General features: G+C 74.1%; 18 protein-coding genes and 1 pseudogene. 8 read left to right on the top strand and 11 right to left on the bottom strand.

Translation table 11 applies throughout. The annotated features are described in order from the left end of the window. Window positions 1-149 precede the first annotated feature (149 nt). Entirely contained in the window at window positions 150-1,091 is a 942-nt protein-coding gene (locus ACQP2P_RS10720) for a hypothetical protein (protein ID WP_433615154.1), read from the top strand. 60 nt (window positions 1,092-1,151) lie between these two features. Here the strand turns inward: ACQP2P_RS10720 and ACQP2P_RS10715 are convergent, their stop codons facing one another. The 5 genes from ACQP2P_RS10715 to ACQP2P_RS10695 all read right to left on the bottom strand — a co-directional run bounded on the left by ACQP2P_RS10715 (window position 1,152) and on the right by ACQP2P_RS10695 (window position 5,580). Next, the gene (locus ACQP2P_RS10715; RefSeq protein ID WP_433615152.1) at window positions 1,152-2,216 is read right to left on the bottom strand and encodes a sugar ABC transporter substrate-binding protein; all 1,065 of its coding nucleotides are present in this window, start codon (window positions 2,214-2,216) and stop codon (window positions 1,152-1,154) included. Between the two features lie 10 nt (window positions 2,217-2,226). After that, window positions 2,227-3,831, bottom strand: a complete 1,605-nt coding sequence (locus tag ACQP2P_RS10710) for a methyl-accepting chemotaxis protein (protein WP_433615150.1) — start codon at window positions 3,829-3,831, stop codon at window positions 2,227-2,229. Window positions 3,832-3,906: 75 nt separating this feature from the next. Next, complete coding sequence (locus tag ACQP2P_RS10705; protein WP_433615148.1) at window positions 3,907-4,350, bottom strand: hypothetical protein; 444 nt, start codon at window positions 4,348-4,350, stop codon at window positions 3,907-3,909. Between the two features lie 61 nt (window positions 4,351-4,411). Beyond that, window positions 4,412-5,167, bottom strand: coding sequence for an SDR family NAD(P)-dependent oxidoreductase (locus ACQP2P_RS10700; protein WP_433615146.1), 756 nt, complete (start codon window positions 5,165-5,167; stop codon window positions 4,412-4,414). 209 nt (window positions 5,168-5,376) lie between these two features. After that, window positions 5,377-5,580 carry a hypothetical protein gene (locus ACQP2P_RS10695; RefSeq protein ID WP_350618232.1) on the bottom strand — a complete coding sequence of 68 codons (204 nt, stop codon included), beginning with the start codon at window positions 5,578-5,580 and terminating at the stop codon, window positions 5,377-5,379. Between the two features lie 172 nt (window positions 5,581-5,752). Here ACQP2P_RS10695 and ACQP2P_RS10690 point away from each other — a divergent pair, with 172 nt between their 5' ends. From ACQP2P_RS10690 to ACQP2P_RS10680, 3 genes are all read left to right on the top strand, one after another. Continuing rightward, complete coding sequence (locus ACQP2P_RS10690; protein ID WP_433615144.1) at window positions 5,753-6,607, top strand: aldo/keto reductase; 855 nt, start codon at window positions 5,753-5,755, stop codon at window positions 6,605-6,607. 82 nt (window positions 6,608-6,689) lie between these two features. Next, window positions 6,690-7,040 carry a YciI family protein gene (locus ACQP2P_RS10685; RefSeq protein WP_433615142.1) on the top strand — a complete coding sequence of 117 codons (351 nt, stop codon included), beginning with the start codon at window positions 6,690-6,692 and terminating at the stop codon, window positions 7,038-7,040. A 70-nt stretch (window positions 7,041-7,110) separates the two neighbouring features. After that, window positions 7,111-8,313, top strand: a complete 1,203-nt coding sequence (locus tag ACQP2P_RS10680) for an RNA polymerase sigma factor (protein ID WP_433615140.1) — start codon at window positions 7,111-7,113, stop codon at window positions 8,311-8,313. Here the strand turns inward: ACQP2P_RS10680 and ACQP2P_RS10675 are convergent. Beyond that, window positions 8,288-10,096, bottom strand: coding sequence for a diguanylate cyclase domain-containing protein (locus tag ACQP2P_RS10675; protein WP_433615138.1), 1,809 nt, complete (start codon window positions 10,094-10,096; stop codon window positions 8,288-8,290). The two genes, ACQP2P_RS10680 and ACQP2P_RS10675, sit on opposite strands and share 26 nt — an antisense overlap. Continuing rightward, window positions 10,093-12,441: a putative bifunctional diguanylate cyclase/phosphodiesterase gene (locus tag ACQP2P_RS10670; RefSeq protein WP_433615136.1), complete on the bottom strand. Its 2,349-nt coding sequence runs from the start codon at window positions 12,439-12,441 to the stop codon at window positions 10,093-10,095. The genes ACQP2P_RS10675 and ACQP2P_RS10670 overlap by 4 nt, the downstream gene beginning before the upstream one ends. Before the next feature lie 152 nt (window positions 12,442-12,593). On the opposite strand from ACQP2P_RS10670, the gene ACQP2P_RS10665 reads away from it, so the two are divergent. The 3 genes from ACQP2P_RS10665 to ACQP2P_RS10655 are packed head-to-tail and all read left to right on the top strand — an operon-like array spanning window position 12,594 to window position 15,561. After that, window positions 12,594-13,430, top strand: a complete 837-nt coding sequence (locus ACQP2P_RS10665) for a serine/threonine-protein kinase (protein ID WP_433615134.1) — start codon at window positions 12,594-12,596, stop codon at window positions 13,428-13,430. A 21-nt stretch (window positions 13,431-13,451) separates the two neighbouring features. Next, complete coding sequence (locus tag ACQP2P_RS10660; RefSeq protein ID WP_433615132.1) at window positions 13,452-14,273, top strand: class I SAM-dependent methyltransferase; 822 nt, start codon at window positions 13,452-13,454, stop codon at window positions 14,271-14,273. Window positions 14,274-14,298: 25 nt separating this feature from the next. After that, window positions 14,299-15,561, top strand: a complete 1,263-nt coding sequence (locus ACQP2P_RS10655; RefSeq protein ID WP_433615130.1) for an aldehyde dehydrogenase family protein — start codon at window positions 14,299-14,301, stop codon at window positions 15,559-15,561. Window positions 15,562-15,611: 50 nt separating this feature from the next. On the opposite strand, the gene ACQP2P_RS10650 is transcribed toward ACQP2P_RS10655, so the two are convergent. The 4 genes and pseudogenes from ACQP2P_RS10650 to ACQP2P_RS10635 form a co-directional block, all read right to left on the bottom strand. Then, the gene (locus ACQP2P_RS10650) at window positions 15,612-16,385 is read right to left on the bottom strand and encodes a S1 family peptidase (protein ID WP_433615128.1); all 774 of its coding nucleotides are present in this window, start codon (window positions 16,383-16,385) and stop codon (window positions 15,612-15,614) included. Window positions 16,386-16,397: 12 nt separating this feature from the next. Next, the gene (locus tag ACQP2P_RS10645; protein WP_433615126.1) at window positions 16,398-16,592 is read right to left on the bottom strand and encodes a hypothetical protein; all 195 of its coding nucleotides are present in this window, start codon (window positions 16,590-16,592) and stop codon (window positions 16,398-16,400) included. 173 nt (window positions 16,593-16,765) lie between these two features. After that, window positions 16,766-17,884: pseudogene (locus ACQP2P_RS10640) on the bottom strand (right-handed parallel beta-helix repeat-containing protein); the annotation flags it as partial. Next, window positions 17,869-18,288 (bottom strand): MarR family winged helix-turn-helix transcriptional regulator, encoded by a 420-nt coding sequence (locus tag ACQP2P_RS10635; protein WP_433619092.1) that lies wholly within the window; start codon window positions 18,286-18,288, stop codon window positions 17,869-17,871. The pseudogene ACQP2P_RS10640 and the gene ACQP2P_RS10635, both read right to left, overlap by 16 nt. Window positions 18,289-18,366: 78 nt before the next feature. Between ACQP2P_RS10635 and ACQP2P_RS10630 the strand changes: the two genes are divergently transcribed. Further along, the gene (locus tag ACQP2P_RS10630; protein WP_433615124.1) at window positions 18,367-20,154 is read left to right on the top strand and encodes an ABC transporter ATP-binding protein; all 1,788 of its coding nucleotides are present in this window, start codon (window positions 18,367-18,369) and stop codon (window positions 20,152-20,154) included. Window positions 20,155-20,184: the final 30 nt, after the last annotated feature.

Below are 20,184 nucleotides of genomic sequence, written 5' to 3'. Positions count from 1 at the left end.
TAGCCCAAAAGCTAACGCGATTAGCCTGGCCGGTCAAGCCCGCCGTTGCCGCATCGCGGCCCCCACCGGGCGCTTGCCTTCCGCAAGCACGTCGGCCGCCGCTGCGCGCGCTGGGCGGAGGTGTTGAGCGCGAGCAGTAGGGTGCGGGGATGAGCGCACTCGCACAGGCCGGACGGGACTATCGCGCGCAACAGCCGATCTCGCTGCTCGGCGGCCGGCTGACGGTCACCCTGCCCGATGGGGCGCGGGCCGAGGCGCGCGGCCGGTCGCTCATGGGCGTGGCCGCCACCGAGCAGGCCGAGACCCGGGTCCTGCTCGACCTCGGCGGGGAGCGCCTGGTGCTGCTCGCGTCCGAGCTCTTCCGCGTCGTCGAGGGCGACCTGCGCCCGGCGATCGCGGCCATCGCCCAGACCTGGCAGCTGCCCGCGGGGCAGCGGCTCGTGCCGCTCGACACCGCGGCCGAGACGGTCGCCTACGGCTACTTCCCGCTCGACTCCCACCGCCAGGCCGTGCCGATCGCGGACGCCTTCGTGCGCACGGCGGATGCGGCCGTCGTACGCGTCCAGCTCTTCGTCTCCCCCAACGCCGCCGACGACCGCGAGGGCCTGACCGAGCTGGCGACCCGCATCCTGGGCACGCTCGAGCGCGGCGGACGCACCCTGGCCGCGGGGGCCGGCGAGCGCGTGCTGACGAGCCTCGACGGCGAGAGGATCCTGACGCTGGCGGCGCCGCAGGGCTGGGTGGCATACCAGGAGCCCGGCCTCTCCTTCGTCGTGCTCCGCCTGTTCCGCCTGACCCCGCTGGGCGGCCCGTTCGCGTCGGTCACCCTGTATCGCGGCAGCGCCCCGTCGCTCGTCCACGAGCGCTTCCCGGCCGACGCGGTCACCCGCTCCGGCGGCCGGCTCCTGGGCCTGCCGACCGACTGGATCCACGTGCACACCGGGATCGGCGGGACGTCGGCGGTGCACATGCGGGAGGCGCTCGTCGAGGACGGCTCGGGCCAGTTCGTGCACGCCCTGGCCGAGACGGACGACCCCGCCTTCGAGCCCGAGATCGACGCGCTCCTCGGCTCGATCGTCCGGGCCGGCTGAGCGAGCATCGTCCGGGCCGGCTGAGCGAGCATCGCCCGGGCCGGACCCGACCGGTGGAACTCAGCCGATGCCGGCCGCGCGGCACGCGTCGGCGTACTGACCCGCGCACAGAGCGCCCGGCGTCACGAACCCGTCCTTGATCACGGTACCGGCGATCGTCTCCTTCGTGACGGCCACCGGGTCGAGCAGGATCGACGGCACCTGGCCGGCGCCGTTGTCCACAGCGGACGTCTCCGTGGGCCTGCGCCCGCGCACCAGGTCGTCGGCCAGGGCCGCGGCCGTCTCGGCCTCGGCGCGGATCGCCTTGTAGACCGTCATGTACTGCTCACCGACCAGAATCCGTTGCAGCGCCGGGGTCTCGGCGTCCTGCCCGGTCACCGGGACTGCCGGCATCCCGGCCGCCTTCATGGCCGCGATCGCCGCGCCCGCGGTGCCGTCGTTGGCCGCGTACACGCCGACGATCGTGCGCCCGCGCAGCGTCGGCAGGATGCCCGCCGTCCAGGCCTTCGCGTTGTCCGGGTTCCACTCGGCGGTGTCGGACTCGGCCGCCACCTTCACCTTGCCGTCCAGCCCCGCGTGCGCGCCCTGCTTGAACAGCGTCGCGTTGTTGTCGGTCGGCGAGCCGTTGATCCACAGGATCTCGCCCTGCGACGCCTTCGGGCCGAGCGCGGTCAGCAGCGCCTGGGCCTGCAGCGCGCCCACCTTCGCGTTGTCGAAGGAGATGTAGTAGTCGACCGCCGTCTTCAGCACGAGCCGGTCGTAGGAGATGACGGGCACCCCGCGGTTCCTGGCCTCGGTCACGATCTCGCCCGCCGCGACGCTGTCGACCGGGGTCAGCACGAGCACCTTCGCGCCCTGGTCGAGCGCGTCCTTCGCCTGCTGCAGCTGGGTCGCGGCGTTCTGCTCGGCGTTGCGGTAGTCCACGGTGCAGCCGGGGCACAGCTCGGAGAGTTTCTGCGCGAAGTACGGCTGGTCGCCGGCCTCGTAGCGGCTCGCCTTGCGCTCGGGCAGCAGCAGCGCCACCCGCGCGGTGGGGCCGCCCCCGGTCGCGTCGGTCTTGAGGGTCTCGGTGCAGCCCGACGCGAGCAGGGCGACGGCGAGCACGGCGGCGAAAGCCTTACGCATCAGGGATTCCTCAGTACTTGAAGCGGGAGACGAGGACGCGCATCTCGGAGGCCATCGCGGCGAGCTGGTCGACCGCCTCGCCGGTGCTGGACACGCCCTGGTTGGTCAGCTCGGTCGCGTCGGCGACCCCGGCGATGGTGCCGGCGATGTCGGTCGAGCCGCTGGCCGCCGCGCCGACGCTGTGGCTCATCGAGCGGGCGGTGGCCGCCTGCTCCTCGACCGCCGCGGCGATCGCGTGCTGGTACTCGCTCATCTGCGCGATGACGTCCCCGATCTGCCCCATGGCGGCGACCGCGTCCTCGGTGTCGAGCTGGATCGCCTGGACCCGCCGGCCGATGTCGTCGGTGGCCCGCGCGGTCTCCCGCGCCAGGTCCTTGACCTCCTGCGCGACGACCGCGAACCCCTTGCCGAAGTCCCCGGCCCGGGCCGCCTCGATGGTCGCGTTCAGCGCGAGCAGGTTCGTCTGCCCCGCGATCGAGGTGATCACCTTGACCACCTCGCCGATCTCGGTGGACGAGGCGCCGAGCCGGCCGATCGTGTCGTTGGTGGTGGCCGCGATCGCGACCGCCGACGCCGTCACCGTCGCCGCGTGGGCGGTGTTGCGCGAGATCTCGTCGATCGCGTCGCCCATCTCCGACGCCCCGCCGGCGACCGCGGCGACGTGCTCGCTGACCGTCCCGGCCGCCCGCGCCACCTCGCCCGCCCTGGTGTTGGCCGACCTCGCGCTGGTGTCGATCTGCCGGCTGATCGCGGAGAGCTCCTCGGCCGCGGCCGCGAGCGTCGCCGAGTTGTCGCCGAGCGAGCGCACCGCCTCGCGGGTGCTGGCCGTCGCCGCCCCGAGCGCCCGCGCCATCTGCCCGACCTCGTCGCGCTGGGCCACGTCGGCCTCGGCGGTCAGATCGCCCGCCGCGACCGCGGTGAGCACCGCGTGCACGCGGCGGATCGGGCGCACGATGAGCCCGGTCAGGTACCGGCTGAGCACCATCGCCAGCGCCAGCCCCACGAGCAGCGCGACGACCATCGCGATCCGCGCGGTGCGGTAGGCGCTCGCGGCCTGCCCGGCCCCGGCCTGACCGCTGGACTGCTCGAAGCGCATCAGGTCCTCGAGCGCGGCCATCGCGTTGCCGCCGACCGTGTCGCCGTCGCCGAGGTACGCCTGCTGGAATCCCGCGTTGTCCCCGGCCTGGATCAACGGGAGCAGCCGATGGTCGCGGATGTTGCGAAACGCGCCCCACCAGATCGTGAAGCGGTTCAGGAGCTGGCGCTGCTTGACGTCGCGAATCGTCGCCCGGTAGGCGGCGACCTCCCCGTCGACCTGCTGCTCGGCCGCGGCGATGTCGTCGGTGAACGCCTTGCTCGCCACCGGCCCGTTGGACAGTGCCAGGTTGGCGACGTCGTTGCGCACGCGCAGCGCGGCCCGGTCGAGCGCGGCGAGATGCGCCGCGGGCACCAGGTTGAGCTTGTACAGCTCGGCCGCGCGGTCGTTGACGCGCTTGAGGCTGAACACCCCCACGCCGAGCACCACCGCGCCGACCAGGCACCCCACGAGCACCAGCAGCATGAGCTTGCGGGCCATCGGCTGGTCGGCCAGCCACCGTCGCTTTCCGGCTGCCACGCGCACGCCCCTTCACCAATGAACGAACCGGCAGTCTCATCGGCGTGAGCGACCGGTTCCTGAGGGGTTGCGCACTCAGAGGCGGCGCAGATGCGCGAGCCCGAGCACCAGCGCGGAGCTGCCCTCGGCCCTGAGCCGCCGCGCCGCCACGAACGCGAGGGCGGCCGAGCCCACGTACACCGCGAACGGCACGAGCAGCGGCACGAACCAGAACACGAGCACACCGGTGACGATCGCGGTGACCGCGTTGACGGTGACGTAGAGGCGGGCCAGGTGCAGGCCGAGGCGGTACGCCCACAGCCGCTCGTGGCGCAGCCCGTCGCACGCGATCGCGGTGGCGACGGCGAGCAGCGCCGACAACGCGTAGTCGGCCACCCAGACACCGCCGGCCAGCAGGTCGATCGGGCCGAACAGCGGACCGATCGCGAGGAGGCTCAGGGCGCTCATCGCCCCGCGGATCAGCACGGACAGCACCAGCCCGAGCAGCAGCGGCCGCTCCGGGCGATCAGACTTGAACACGTTCAAATCATAGCCCCGCCGGGCGCGTTGCCCGGCTGGGACCCGCCCGGCCCGGGCACGGTCACGCCGCGGGCCTGACCCGCAGGCCGTGCATGCCGCCGTCGACCGACAGCACGGCGCCGGTGGTCGCGCTGGCCAGCGGGCTCGCGAGGTAGGCGATCGCGTGCGCGACCTCCTCGGGCGTGACCAGCCGGCCGGTGGGCTGGCGGGCCCGCAGCGCGGCGAGCTCCGCGGCGGGGTCGGCGGCCTCGTCGAGCAGCCGGCGCACCCACGGGGTGTCGGCGGTGCCCGGGTTGACGCAGTTGACGCGGATGCCCTCGCGCACGTGGTCGGCGGCCATGGCCGCGGTCAGCGCCTGCACGGCACCCTTGGTCGCGCTGTAGAGGGCGCGGTCCGGCACGCCCGCGTGCGCCACGATCGAGCAGGTGTTCACGATCGCGGCGCAGGCCGAGCGGCGCAGGTGCGGCAGGGCGGCGCGGGTGACCCGGACCAGGCCGACGACGTTGACGTCGTAGACGCGGTGCCACTCGGCGTCGGCGTTGGCCTCCACGGTGCCGGTCGCGCCGATGCCGGCGTTGTTCACCAGGATGTCGATGCCGCCGAGGCGGGCGGCCGCGGCCTCGACGCCGGCGCGCACGGCCTGGTCGTCGGTCACGTCGGCGACGAACCCCGCGACGCCCTCGGGGATGCCGTCGACGCGCAGGTCCAGTCCGGCCACGCGGGCACCGCGGGCGGCGAGGTGACGGGCCGTGGCCAGGCCGATCCCGGAGGCGGCCCCGGTCACGACGGCGGCGAGGCCGTCGAACTCTGCAGTCACGAAGCGCTCCCGAACATCGGAGGACTGTTGTCTACCAGCCGGGGAGAACGGCCCGCAAGGGGTCGGCGAGCATCGATACTATCGGCGATACATCGGAACCTTCGCCGGGTGCATTGTCGCAATGCATCGGACATCCGGGCTTCGGACATCGCGAGGGCCCGGCGCCGAGTCCGGCTCCGGGCCCCGCGGACGCCCGTGCGGGCGCCCTGCTAGATGTCCTCGTCCAGCTGCGTTCCCCGGCGGGGGTCGCGGATGCTGCGCCCGGTGGAGTCGACGGCGCCGTCGTCCACGCGGCCGCCACGGGCCAGCTGGTGCTCCAGGCTCTGCTTGCGCTCGGCCTCGAAGCGCGCCGCCTCGCGGGCCGCCGCCTCGGGGCTGTTGGGGTCGATTCCGGTCGGGTCATGCGCGTTCATGCTGCTCACTCCCAGTGCTCGGCGGGTCGGGTCGGGCGGGTCGGGACACAGTACCCACGGCGAACTGCACTAATCCAGAGCCGTGGCGCTCCGGATTCTCACAGCGCCCTCGGCGGCCGGCCGCACGCGTGGCTAGATTCGGAGGCGAGGACTAGCGAAGGAGAACTGACGCATGTCAGCACAGAGCAGCGCGGCGAACGCGGGCACGATCGACGTCGGCGGCGACCTGACCGTCAACCGGCTCGGCTTCGGCGCGATGCGCATCACCGGCGACGGGATCTGGGGGCCGCCCCGCGACCGCGAGGAGGCCAAGCGGGTCCTGCGCCGCGCCGTCGAACTGGGCGTGAACTTCATCGACACCGCCGACTCCTACGGGCCCGACGTCAGCGAGGAGATCATCGCCGAGGCCCTGCACCCCTACGCCGACGACCTCGTCATCGCCACGAAGGGCGGCCTGACGCGGTCGGGCCCGAATGAGTGGGCGCCCGACGGGCGGCCCGAGCACCTGCGCGAGGCGCTCGAGGGCAGCCTGCGCAAGCTGCGGGTGGACACGATCACGCTGTACCAGTTCCACCGCGTCGACCCCCGCGTCCCGCTCGAGGAGTCCGTCGGGGCCATCGCCGAGCTCAAGGCCCAGGGCAAGATCCGGCACATCGGCGTGTCGAACTTCAACGAGGAGCAGCTGCGGGCCGCGCAGCGGATCACCCCGGTGGTGTCCATCCAGAACCGGTACAACGTCGACGACCGCGGCTCGGAGGGGCTGGTCGACCTGTGCGAGCAGGAGTCCATCGCCTTCCTGCCGTGGGCGCCGATCCAGAACCTCGACGGGAACGCCACGATCGAGGCGGTCGCGAAGAAGTACGAGGCCACGCCCCGCCAGATCGTGCTCGCCTGGCTGCTGGCCCGCTCGCCGTCGATCCTGCCGATCCCCGGCACCGGGTCGGTCGGGCACCTCGAGGACAACATCGCCGCCGCCGGCATCGAGCTGACGGCCCAGGAGGTCTCGGACATCACCCGCAACGCGTAAAAAGAACTCCGGGCGCGATGTCGGATCCGGGCCCTCCCCTTCGAGGAGGGGATGCGGGACCACTTCGCGTGAGGAGACTGTTGTGCGGTACGTGATGCTGCTCGAGGCGACCCAGCCCCAGACGCCGCCCCCCGCCGGGCTCATGGAAGCGATCATGAAGCTCGGCGAGGAGGCGACGGCCGCGGGCGCCCTCATCGACAACGCCGGCCTGCTGCCGAGCGCGGCCGGCGCGCGGATCACCGTGACCGGCGGTGACCTGACCGTCACCGACGGGCCGTTCGCGGAGACCAAGGAGATGATCAGCTACGCGGTCTACGAGGTCCGCTCCAAGGAGGAGGCGGTCGAATGGTGCAGCCGCTTCATGAAGGTCCACCGCGACCTGTGGCCGGAGTGGACGGGCTCGTGCCGCATCCTGCAGGTCATGGAGTTCTGAGCCGATGAGCTCGGACGGGCACGCTGACGGGCACGCTGACAGGCACGCTGACAGGCCGGACGTGCGCCGCGTGGTGGAGGCGGTCTACCGCATCGAGTCCGCCCGCATCATCGGCACGCTCGCCCGGCTGGTCCGCGACGTCGGGGTGGCCGAGGACCTGGCCCAGGACGCCCTGGTGCTGGCCCTGCAGCAGTGGCCGGCCCGGGGCGTGCCGGACGATCCGGGGCCGTGGCTCATGGCCACGGCCAAGCACCGGGCGATCGACTACCTGCGGCGGCAGGAGACCTACCGCCGCAAGCTCGCCGTCGTCGGGGCCGAGGACGGCTTCAGCGAGGAGACGGCGATCGTCGACGCCCTCGACGACCACATCGGCGACGACACGCTGCGGCTGATCTTCACCGCCTGCCACCCGTCGCTGACGACCGAGTCGCAGGTCGCCCTCACCCTGCGGATGCTGGGCGGCCTGCGCACGGACGAGATCGCCCGGGCCTTCATGACCACGCAGGCGTCGGTCTCGCAGCGGATCCTGCGGGCCAAGAAGGCGCTGCGGGGCGTGGCGTTCGAGCTGCCGCCCGCGAGCGAGGCGCCGGCGCGGCTCTCGGCGGTGCTCGGGACCGTCTACCTGATCTTCAACGAGGGCTACTCGGCGACCGCGGGCGCGGACTGGTCGCGGCCCGAGCTGGTCAAGGAGGCCCTGCGCCTGGGCCGGGTGCTGTGCGGGCTGATGCCGGACGCGCCCGAGGTCCACGGCCTGACGGCGCTCATGGAGCTGCAGGCCTCCCGGATCGGCGCCCGCACCGACGCCGAGGGCCGCCCGGTGCTGCTGGCCGACCAGGACCGCCGCCGCTGGGACCGGCTGCTGATCCGGCGCGGGCTGGCCGCCCTGGCCCGCGCCGAGGAGCTGGGCACGCTCGGCCCCTACGGCCTGCAGGCCGCGATCGCCGCCGGCCACGCCCGGGCGCGCACGTTCCAGGACACGGACTGGGCCCGCATCGCCGCGCTGTACCGCCTGCTGTCCCACGTCGCCCCGTCGGCCGTCGTCGAGCTCAACCGGGCCGTGGCGGTCGGGATGGCCGAGGGCCCGGCCGCGGCCCTGGAGCTGCTCGACGGGCTGCACCTGCCCGGCTACCCGCACCTGCCGGCCGCGCGCGGCGAGATGCTCGGGCGCCTGGGCCGCACCGGGGAGGCCCGGGCCGCGTTCGCCGAGGCCGCCCGGCTGAGCCGGAACGACGCCGAGCGCGCGGTGTTCACGAGACGCGCGTCATCCGCTTGAGGCGGTACATCTCCGCGTCCGCGCGCCGCAGGAGACCGTCCGGGTCACCGGTCGGCCCATCGGCGCAGCCGACGCTCGCCCGGATCGGCAGGAGCCGGCCGTCGACCCGGACGGGGGCCTCCATCAGCGTCAGGAAGCGCGCGGCCGTGGCCGCCGCCGCCCGCTCGTCCGCGCCCGGGAGCAGCACGGCGAACTCGTCGCCGCCCAGCCGCGCCGCCAGCCCCGGCGACGGCGTGGCCGCGGCCAGGCGCTCGGCCACCGCGACCAGCACCGCGTCGCCGGCGTGGTGGCCGTAGGTGTCGTTGACGAGCTTGAAGTCGTTGAGGTCGACGAGCAGCACGGCGCTGGGCGAGTCCGCGGCGGCGAGGCGAGCGTCGAAGAGCGCCCGGTTCGCCAGCCCCGTCAGGCCGTCGTGCGTGGCCTGGTGCCGCAGCTCGTCCTGCAGCAGCCGGGCCTGGGTGGCGTCGCGGGCGTTGCTGACGTAGGCCCGCACCCCCGGCACGTGCAGCAGGTTCCGGCTGACCACGTCGAGCCAGCGCCAGGAGCCGTCCGCGTGGGCGTAGCGGACCTGGTAGGTGACCGTGGCGTCCGGCGCCGAGCGCAGCTGCGCCATGGCCGGCAGGAAGACCCCGAGATCGTCGGGGTGGATGTGCGCGACGACGGGCGTGCCGAGCACCAGCGCCGGCTCCTTGCCCAGCAGCCGCTCGGTGGCCGGCGAGACGTAGGTCAGGGTCCCGTCGGCCCCGGTGAGGGAGGTGATGTCGGTCGAGTGCGCCAGCAGGCTGCTCATCCGCTGCTCCTGGCCCTTGAGCTCGCGCACGAGGGCCGCGTTCTCGGCGAAGGCGAGCAGCTGGCGGCTGACGGCCAGCACGGTGGCGACGAAGAGCCCGCCGAGCAGGATCCACGCGTCGGCCCCGACGCCGTCGCGCAGCACGAAGGGCAGCCCGGCGAACATGCCCGCCAGCGTCGTGTACGGCAGCAGGCTGTAGGGCTTCGCCCCCCGCTGGGCCGCGGGGACCGGCGGGCCGCAGACCTCCTGCAGCCGCGGGCCGAGCACCAGCAGGACCGAGGACAGGACCTGGGTGCCGAGCAGCACGTCGAGGTGCGCCGAGCCGGGCGACACGAGCGACCCGGCCGCCCCCTGCAGCACGCCCGCCGCCAGCATCGGGGCCGCCGCGGCGACACTCAGCGGCGCGTTGCCGCTCAGGATCAGCTTCACCGCGGCGAAGCCGGCCACCAGGATGATCGCCGTGCCGAGCAGCTGGGCGACCAGGGCCCCGACCGGCCGCCCGGTCTGCGCGGGCAGGAGCAGCAGCCAGGCCAGCACGGCCACGCCGGCGAGCACCGAGGCGGCGTCGAGCCAGAAGCGCAGCCGTGCCGCCCGCGTCGGCAGGCGGCCGGGGTGGGTCAGCATGATCCATACCATGTACGCGACGCCCACGAGGATCGCGCCGGCCTGGAACGCGTTGGGCACGGCCGCGGCCGCCCCCGGGCGCACCCACGCCACGACCGTCTGACTGCTGTCGCCGAGCACGAACAGCAGCGAGGTGCGGCTCACCGCGCGCCAGAACCGCCGCGCGTCGGCGGGCAGGTCCATCCGGGTGACCCGGCGTGAGGCGTGCCAGATCAGCAGGTCGGTCAGCGGCAGCAGCGTCCAGAAGAGCCGGACCCGCGCGGCGTCGGAGCCGGGCCCGAGCAGGAACCAGAGCACGAGCACGCCGCCGGCCGCGACCAGAGCCCGCACCCAGGGGTCGCGGCGCACGGCGGCGAGGCTCCGGCTCATGCGGGCCGCCCCGCCGCCGCGTCGCGGGCCGGGTTCAGCCGGGCGAAGGCGGCCTCGAGGTCCTCGGCCGGGCCGGGCCGGGCGAAGTAGTACCCCTGGGCCAGCCGGCAGCCGAGCTCGTGCAGCACCTCGGCCTGCTCGGCGGTCTCGATGCCCTCGGCGATCGCGGGCAGGCGGCGGCTGCTGCCGAGCTGGAGCACGGCCCGGGTGAAGGCGTGGTCGCCCTCGGACGCGGGGCCGGACGGCACGAACGAGCGGTCGATCTTGAGCATGTCGACCGGGAGCTGGTTGAGGTACGACAGCGACGAGTAACCGGTGCCGAAGTCGTCGATGGCGATGCGGACCCCGTGCCCGCGCAGGCGCGTGAGGGCGCCGGGCAGCGCGTCGGCGTCCCCGGCGAACACCGACTCGGTGATCTCCAGGACGAGGGCCGTCGCCGGCAGCCCCGTGCGGGCCAGCACCGTCAGGACCTCGTCGGCGAAGCCGGGATCGGCGAGCTGGCGCACCGAGACGTTCACGGTGATCGAGGTGCCGAAGCGCTCGTACCAGCCACGGGCGTCCCGGCAGGCCCGCTGCAGCACCCAGGCGCCGATGGGCACGATGAGGCCGGTCTCCTCGGCGACGGGGATGAACGCGTCCGGCGGTACCGGCCCGCTCGCCGGCGTCCAGCGCAGCAGCGCCTCCACGGCCACGATCCGCGCGCCCGGCAGCTCGACCACCGGCTGGTAGTGCACCGCGAGCTCGCCGCGCTCGATCGCGTGCCGCAGCCCCGCGCTGATCCGCGTGAAGGTCTCCCGGGCGCTTCTGAGCTGCGATCGGTACCGCACCACACGGTCGCGCCCGCCCCGCTTGGCGGCGCGCAGGGCCAGGTCGGCATCGGCCATGGCCTCGCGCGGCTCCTGCCCGTCGAGGTGCACGAGCCCGATGCTGGCCGCGAGGTGCACGACCCGCCCGCCGACCCGCAGCGGCGCCTTGACCTCGGCCCGCAGGAGCTCGGCGAGCTGCTCGGCGCGCTCGTGCGACCCCGGCGCGGCGCCGTGCTCCACGAACAGCGCGAACTCGTCGCCGCCCAGCCGGGCCAGGGTGTCTCCGGGCGCCGCGACCGCGCGCAGGCGGTGCGCCAGCGCGATGAGCACCTCGTCGCCGAACGCGATCCCGTGGGCGTCGTTGAGGTCGGTGAACCGGTCGAGGTCGAGCAGCAGCAGCGCGTGCCCGGGCCCGGCGGCGGCCCCGTCCGCCCGGTCCAGGCTCCACTCCATGCGCTGCGCGAGCAGGGCCCGGTTGGCCAGCCCGGTCACCGGGTCGTGCAGGGCGCCGTGGCGCAGCTGGTCCTCCAGCGCCGCCCGCTCGTCGAGCGCGGCCTGCAGCCGGCGCCCGTTCGCCTCCAGCTCGGCCTGGCGGCGCTGGGCGAGCCGGGCCAGGCCGCCCAGGCGGGTGACGAGCAGCACCGACAGCACCGCGGCGAGGATCGAGGGCACGACGAGGTGCTGCCACTCCCCCGACCCGTGCGAGCCGTCGGTGGTGAGCAGGCGGTAGACGGTCGCGGCCGGGCCGAGCAGCGTGGCCGCGCCGAAGAGCAGCAGCCGGCGCGAGGAGACGACCCCGGCGGTCGCCGCGGGCACGGCCGAGCGCTCGCCGATCGGCCGCGGGTGCAGCCCGGCCAGGCCGAGCGCCAGGTAGGAGCAGAGCCAGAGCGCGTTGTCGAGCCAGGCCACGTCGCGGGTGGAGCCGGACGCGGCGTGCGCGAAGAAGATCGTGTTGGCCGCGAGCAGCAGCCCGGCGCCCGCGAGCACCAGCCGGTTCGCGCGGTTGCGGGCCGCCCCGGAGAGCAGGGCGCGCACGGCGGCGGCGAACAGGACCAGGTCGCAGATGGGGTACACGAGCGCGAGGCTCAGTGCGAGGGGGCCGATGGCGGCGTGGTGCAGGTACGGATGCAGCAGCAGCATCCAGTCGATGACCGCGAACCCGGCCATCAGGATGGACGCGTCCAGCAGGGCGAGCCGCGCCCGTCCCCCGGCGGCGCCGATGAGCCCGGCGATGAGCAGCGCGTAGGAGGTCAGGTACCCGAGGTCGTTCCACGACGGGAAGGGCACCCCGCCGCGGTGGGTCAGCGCCTCGACCGTCCACACGAGGTCGGAGAGCAGCCGGACGGCGAAGCCGGCGCCGACGAGCCGCCACGCGGGCGCGACCGAGCGGCGGTCGCGGACCATCCGCACCAGCAGCGGGGCGGCCCCGGCCAGGCAGCCGAGCATCCACAGGACGCGCGCGAGCGGGCCGGCGGCCAGCGACGAGCCCAGGCTCGCCGCGGCGCCGGCCGCCACCAGGAGTCGGGCGCGTCCGTGCATGCCTACCAGCTCACCGGCCCCGGGTTGCGCGTCCGGTGCACGGGCGGTGTCCTGCGGTTGGTCTTTTGAACCGGCCGCCGGGTGGGAAACAGGATGATGTGCGGGTTCTCGGCGGACGGTACCGACTACGACGCAAGCTGGGCGAAGGCGGCATGGCCAGCGTGTGGGAGGCGCACGACGAGGTGCTGGACCGCGAGGTCGCTGTGAAGCTGCTCACCCCCGAGCACACCGCGGACCCCGAGGCGTTCGACCGGGCCCGCAACGAGGCCCGCTCCGGTGCCCGCTTCGCGCACCCGAACGTCGTGTCGGTCTACGACTTCGGCACCTCGCGCCGGGCCGGGCGCGGGACCGCCTACCTGGTGATGGAGCTGGTCGAGGGCCAGCCGCTGGACGCCGTGATGAGCGAGGGGCCGCTGGACTGGCGGGTCGCCGGCCGGGTGTGCGCGGAGGTCGGGGCGGGTCTGGCCGCGGCCCACGGGCACGGCGTCGTGCACCGCGACATCAAGCCGGCCAACGTGGTGCTGACCTCGGCCGGGGCCAAGATCCTCGACTTCGGGGTGGCCGCCCGCACCGGGCAGCCGGACCAGCTGCCGGACGGGACGCTGATGGGGACGCCGGCGTACCTCGCGCCGGAGCGCCTGGACCCGGGCCCGGCGGCCCCGCCGGCCGACGTGTACGCGGTCGGGGTGCTGCTCTACCAGTGCCTGAGCGGGCGGCTGCCGTACCCGGCCGACACCGACGAGCAGATGCTGCGCGCCCACCGCCACGCTCCGCCGGAGCCGCTGCCGCGCATCGCCGGGATGCCGGAGGAGGTCCTCGAGGTCTGCGAGGCGAGCCTGGACAAGCTGCCGGAGGCGCGCCCGACCAGCGTGGCGCTCGCGCTGATCCTGTCGGCCGCGGTCGACGTGCCGGTCCACGTGCCGCCCGTGCTGCGCCCGCACGTCATGTCGCCGACCCTGCACGCGGCGACGGAGGCGATATCCGCTTGACCTGCGTGTGAGGGTCGCCTTGTGGATGATTCCTTCCGGCTCAACCGGGCGCAGTGGGACGAGCGGGCACCGGCGCATGCGGCGTCGCGCGGGTACAACCTGCAGGGCTTCGACGATCCGGAGCACCTCAGCGACGTCGTGCGCTTCGACCGGCCCCGCCTCGGCGACGTGCGCGGGCTGCGGGCCGTGCACCTGCAGTGCCACATCGGCACCGACACGCTCTCGCTGCACCGGCTGGGCGCGCGGGTCACCGGCCTCGACTTCTCCCCCGCCTCCCTGGCGCAGGCCCGCGCCCTGGCCGAGCGCTTCGGGGCGGACATCGACTACGTGGAGTCGGACGTCTACGGCGCCCCCGCCGTGCTCGAGGCGGGGGCGTTCGACCTGGTCTACACCGGGGTCGGCGCCCTGTGCTGGCTGCCCGACATCCGCCGGTGGGCCGGGGTCGTGGCGAGCCTGCTGCGCCCCGGCGGTCGGCTGTTCATCCGCGAGGGCCACCCCGTGCTGTGGGCGATCGACGAGACGCGCAAGGACGATCTGCTGGTCCTGCGCTTCCCATATTTCGAGACGCCGGAGCCCCTGGTGTGGGAGGAGTCCGGCTCGTACGTCGACACGACCGAGCAGTTCCAGCACAACGTCAGCCACTCGTGGAACCACGGGCTGGGCGAGATCGTGAGCGCGCTGCTGGCCGAGGGGCTGCGGCTGACCATGCTGGAGGAGCACGACAGCTGCCCGTGGGACTGCTACCCGGGGCGGACGGTCCAGGACGCGGCGGGTGAGCACCGGCTGGCCGAGGGGCGTGCGCGTCTGCCGCTTACATACACTCTGCAGGCGCGTAAACCGTAGATCTCATCCTTTGGGAGGCCGTGCCGTGGGCGAGGAGCAGGACGTCAACCAGGTCGTGGCCGAGGCCGCCCGTGCCGCCCGCGCCGCGGCCGCCTCGCTCGCCGCCGCGCCGGCCAAGACCATCGACGAGGCCCTGCGCGGGATGGCCCGCCGGCTCGCCGCCGGCCCGGACGCGATCCTGGAGGCCAACCGCGCCGACGTGGCCGCGGCCGAGGCCGGCGGGATGAGCGGCGGCCTGCTCGACCGGCTCCGCCTCGACGAGGCCCGGCTGGCCGGCATGGCCGAGCAGCTGAACATCCTCGCCGACGTGGAGCCGGAGCCGGCCCGCCGGACGGTCCGCGAGCTCGGCGGCGGGCTGGTGCTGCAGGAGTGGCGGCGCCCGGTCGGCGTCATCGGCGCCAACTACGAGGCCCGCCCCAACGTGACCGTCGACGTCGCCTCGCAGCTGATCAAGAGCCAGAACGGCGGCGTGCTGCGCACCGGCTCGGCCGCCTTGGCCTCGGCGATCGCGCTCATGGACGAGATCGTCGCGCCGGCCCTGGCCGAGGCCGGCCTCGACCCGGCCGCCGTGCAGCTCATCCGGGCCCGGGGCCGCGAGACCGCCGACGCCCTGGTGTCCCAGCCGGGCCTGGTCCCGCTGGTGATCCTGCGCGGCAGCGGTGAGAGCACCCGGACCCTGGCCGAGAAGGCGGCGCTGCGAGGCGTGCGCACCCTGGCCCACGCCGACGGCGGCGGCGTGCTCTACATCGACGCGGCGGCCGACCTCGGCAAGGCGTTCGCGCTCGTCACCGCGGGCCTCGACCGGCTCGGCGTGTGCAACCGGCTCAACCTGCTGCTCATCCACCGCTCGCACTACGAGGACCTGGTGCCGCGGGTCACCGCCGCCGTGGCGCCCCGCATCGCCGTCTCGCTGCCGCCGCACGCGCACGCGCTGGGCTACGAGTGGGCGCTGGACGCCGACCGCGAGGCGACGATCACCGTCGCGCCCGTCGACTCCCCGCTCGCCGCCGCGCGCCTGGCCAACGACGAGACGTCGGGGCTGGCCGCGGGGATCGTGACCGAGGACGCGGCGGCGGCCCGGGAGTTCCTCGGCGCCTACGCCGGCACCGGCGCGTTCTGGAACGCGACGACCCGGCTGCTGGACGGGTTCAAGCTGCTCAACGTGCCCGAGACGGGGATCAACATCGACCGGGTGCCGGGGCCCCGGGGGCCGGTGACGTTCCGGGACCTCTCGCTGCGGCAGTACGCGGTGGTGCCGGCGGATCGGCTCGCCGAGCTCGACCAGTAGCGGAACACGGCCACGGTGCGGCGTAGATCGCCCGCGATCGGCCGCACACGCTAGGTGAGCAGTGTGCCGCGAATCCAGTCGTGGAGGGGGTCCACCCGGGTGGTGGCCTCCTCCTGGTCGTGGGGGCAGGACGGGCCGGTGCTCTCCACCGAGACGAGCACCGGGAACCTGGCGTTGCGCCCGGTCTCGGTGAAGTAGGGCGCGCCCGAGTCGTACTCGCACGCGCTCGTGCCGGGCGCCGGGCGGTAGCCCTTCACCCCGACCGTGCCCGCGGCGAGCGCGGACACCTTGAGCTGCCCGGTCCGCAGGTGACCGGCCGGGGCCGGGTCGGTGGCCACGAGCTTGCCCCACCCGGTGATGCGCAGCACGTCGCCGACCGCGGGCGGCCTCTCGGCCACCCGCAGCGGCACGACGTCGTACACCGGCCGGTCGAGCTTGGCCATCGCGATGTCGCCGCTGGGGCCCTGCCGGACGGAGACCACGTGCACCACGTGGCCGCCGCGGCGCGACAGGTCCGCGCGCCCGATCGTCGCGGTGGTCTCGTAGGGCACCGGCCCGGAGACGGGGTCGCGCCGCGGATCGTGGAAACAGTGCCCGGCGGTGACGATCCACCGCGGCGACAGGAGGGCCGCCGAGCAGGCGCTGTCGTAGTACGTGCCGCCGGGCTTCGGGATGCCGGTCATGGTCAGCTTCACCGCGAAGCGGTACCGCCCTTCCGGCACCGGATTGCCGTTCGCGACGGCGTTGGCGGGTGTGGCGAGGCTCGTCCCGGCCGCCGCCGCCACCGCGGTGAGGGCGACCAGGCGAGTGCACCGTGACGCCATGTCCAAGGTCGTCTACACATCGACGAACTGCATCCGCCTTGCGGGGCTCCTCGCCGGCCGGCGGCGCGTCGACGGCCGGATCAGCGGCCGCCCCCGGGGCGGCACGGTCTCCATGCCGGCGAACATCGCGTCCACCAGCGCGAGCACCCGCGCCTCGAGATCGTCCGGCGGCACCGCGTCCAGCGCCGCGCCGACGTCGACCCGCACGTCGTGGACCGGCCTCAGGACGTGGCGGGCATGTCGGTGTAGACGGGGTCCTCCAGCTCACCGTCCGGCGTGACGCACAGCGCGGCCAGCTGGGTCGGTGGCGTGCGGCGGTCCCAGATGCGCTGGTTGCGGATCGTCGCCGAGCGGACCCGGGCGTTCACGCGGATGCCCGCGGCCGGGTGGACCGCGGTGCCGTTGCCCCGGATGCGGTTGCCCACGAGGAACGGGTCGATCAGCTCGCCGTCGAGCCGGATGCCGTCGCCCGCGTTGTCCCAGATGTCGTTGCCGTCCAGCACCACGTCGCACGCCGGGGCCGAGACGGCGCCGGGGAGGTTGTGCTGGCGGTAGCCGTTGCCCCCGTTGCGGCTGATCCGTGACGCCGTGACCGTGTAGCCGCCGGGGGTGTTGCCGATGCTCACGCCGTCGCCCGTGTTCGAGTCGACCAGGCAGCCGGTCACCATGCCGTAGCGCCCGGCGACGTGCGTGGTGCCCTGGCCGGACACGTCGAAGCCCGCGGTGTGGTTGCCGATCATGGTGCAGCCGGAGACGAGCAGGCCGTCCGCGCCCCAGTCCGAGATGCCGTACCTGTTGTCCTCCGCGTGGCATCCCACGATCCGGATCCCGCGCGGCGGCGTCCAGGCCGCGTCCTGCAGCTCGACGAAGATCCCGTTGGTGCCGTTGCGCCGGGTCACGCACTCGGTGACGGTCAGCCGCTCGACGGTGCCCCAGCCGCCGACGCCGATCCCGATCCCCGCGCCGCCCCGCTCCCAGCCCGTGTCGAGCCGGCCGCAGTGCACGGCGACGACGCGCTCCACGGTGCAGTCCTGCAGGAAGTCGCAGCCGAACCCGGTCGCCGGGGTGTCGTGGATGTAGAGGTCGCGGAAGGAGCCTCGCAGGACGTACTGCAGCCCCAGGCCCTTGGCGAGCACGTCGTAGGTCGGCAGGCGCAGCTGCGAGCCGTCGATCTCGAAGCCGGCGAAGCGCACGCCGGCGATCGGGCGCTGCGGGGAGGCGCCGTGCTGCAGGGTGGTCCAGAACGCCAGCGGCACCGGGGTGCCCGGCGCGCCCGGGTTGGACACCAGGAAACGCGTGGCCGACGGCCCGTCGCCGACGAGTGACACGCCGGTGCGCCAGACGGTGCCGGCGTCCCGGATCGCGTACGTCGCCGCCGGGCAGTAGATGACCTCGCCCGGCGGGGTGGAGTCGACCAGTTTCTGCAACGCCGGCTGATCATTGGTCACACCGTCGCCGGCGAGGCCGTGGTCGAGCGCGTTGATCACGGAGCGTCGGATACCCGCAGGGCCGCGAGTATGCGCGCGAGCTCGGCCCGATCCCCCTCCGGCAGCGCCGCGAAGAAGCGCTCGCCCTGCGCGCCCCGCTCGGCCTTGATCCGCCCGGCGGCGTCCTCGCCCGCCGGCGTCAGGCCCACCAGGGTGGCCCGGCGGTCGGCGGGGTCGGGGAGCCGCCGCACCAGCCCGCGCTCCTGCAGCCCGTCGACGACCTCGGTGGTCGAGCGCGGGGCGATGCGCAGGTGGTCGGCCAGCTCGCTGAGCCGCATGGTGCCGTGCTTGGCGAGCACCAGGAACGCGCGCCCCTGCCCGGGCGTGATCCCGAACGGCTGCAGCGACTCGTGCGACTGGTGCCGCAGCCGCCGCGCGACGCTCCAGAACAGCTCCGCGAGGTTCTCGTCCTCCACGGGAACACGATACCAAGGGTTTGTGTTGCTACCTCATAGTGAGGTACCCTCAGCATATCCGACGGAAGGGAGCTCCCCTTGGAGCCCAATCCCCCCACCCGCCCGCGCGGGTCCCGCAAGCTCTCCGCCGCCGAGAAGGCGCAGGCCAAGCAGGTGTCGCTGGCCCGCATCGGCCGGCTGTTCACCCAGCACCGCGGCCGCCTGGCCGCCGTCGTGCTCATCATCGTGGCGTCGTCCATCCTGTCCATGGCCTCGCCGTTCCTGCTGCGCGAGGTCATCGACCGCGCGCTGCCGGCCCGGGACGTGCGCCTGCTGGTCTGGCTGGTGCTCGGCATGGTCGCCGTCGCCGCCGTGACCTCCGCGCTCGGCGTGATCCAGACCTGGCAGTCGACCAAGGTCGGCCAGCTGGTCATGCACCGCCTGCGCGTCGACGTGTTCACGCACCTGCAGCGGCAGTCGGTCGGCTTCTTCACCCGCACCCGCACCGGCGAGGTGCAGTCCCGCATCACCAACGACATCGGCGGGATGGAGGCGGTCGTCACCAACACCGCCACCTCGATCGCCTCGAACCTGACCACCACGGTCGCCACCGCCGTCGCCATGGCGGCGCTGTCCTGGCGGCTGTCGCTCGTCTCCCTCGTCGTGCTGCCGCCCGCGATCTACCTGACCCGCCGGGTCGCGAGCATGCGCCGCGAGATCACCGCCCAGCGCCAGCGCGAGCTGGCCGACCTCAACGTGACCATCGAGGAGGGCCTGTCCGTCAGCGGCGTGCGCCTGTCCAAGACGATGGGCGCGGGCGGCGCGGTCGTGCGCCGCTTCACCGAGTCCTCCGAGCGCCTGATCGACCTGGAGCTGCGCTCCGAGCTGGCCGGCCGCTGGCGGATGGCCTCGATGAGCATCATCTTCGCGGCCATCCCCGCGGTCATCTACCTCAGCGCCGGGCTGCCGATGACGGCCGGGACGCTGAGCATCGGCACCCTGGTGGCGTTCACCTCGCTGCAGGCCGGCCTGTTCCGCCCCCTCATGGCCCTGCTCGGGGTCGGGGTGCAGCTCACCAGCTCGCTGGCGCTGTTCGCGCGCATCTTCGAATACCTCGACCTGCCCGTCGAGGTGGCCGAGCCCGAGCACCCGAAGCGCCTGCCCGAGGTCCGCGGCCACCTGCGCTTCGAGGACGTCACCTTCACCTACCCGGGCAGCGACGCGGCCGCGGTGGCGGGCGTCAGCCTGGACGTGCCGGCCGGCACCTCGCTGGCCCTCGTCGGCGAGACGGGCTCGGGCAAGAGCACGATCGCCGCGCTCATCGCCCGCCTGCACGACCCCGGCGCCGGGCGCATCACCATCGACGGCGTGGACCTGCGCGACCTGAGCCTGACCGACCTCGCCGGCATCGTCGGCGTGGTGAGCCAGGAGACCTACCTGCTGCACACGACCGTCCGCGAGAACCTCCGCTACGCCCGGCCGGACGCGACCGACGCCGACATCGAGTCCGCGGCGCGCGCGGCGCAGATCCACGAGCTCATCGCCGCCCTGCCCGAGGGGTACGACACGGTCGTGGGCTCGCGTGGGTACCGCTTCTCCGGCGGCGAGCAGCAGCGCATCGCGATCGCCCGCACCCTGCTGCGCGACCCGCGCATCCTGGTCCTCGACGAGGCCACGAGCGCGCTGGACAACGAGACCGAGCGCGCCGTCCAGCGGGCCTTCGACGACCTGGCCCGGGGCCGCACCACGATCACGATCGCGCACCGGCTCTCGACGATCCGCGACGCCGACCAGATCGCGGTCGTCGACCACGGGCGCATCGCCGAGCGGGGCACGCACGCCGGGCTGCTGGCCGCGGACGGGGCATACGCGACGCTGGCGGCCTGAGCGCGGCCCGGCCGCGCCGGTGCCCTGAGC

Origin of the sequence: Dactylosporangium sp. CA-139114 (assembly GCF_050955725.1) — a bacterium.
GTDB lineage: Bacteria > Actinomycetota > Actinomycetes > Mycobacteriales > Micromonosporaceae > Dactylosporangium.
The sequence above is the reverse complement of the archived record's forward strand: the minus strand, read 5'-3'. Positions and strand labels throughout refer to the sequence as shown.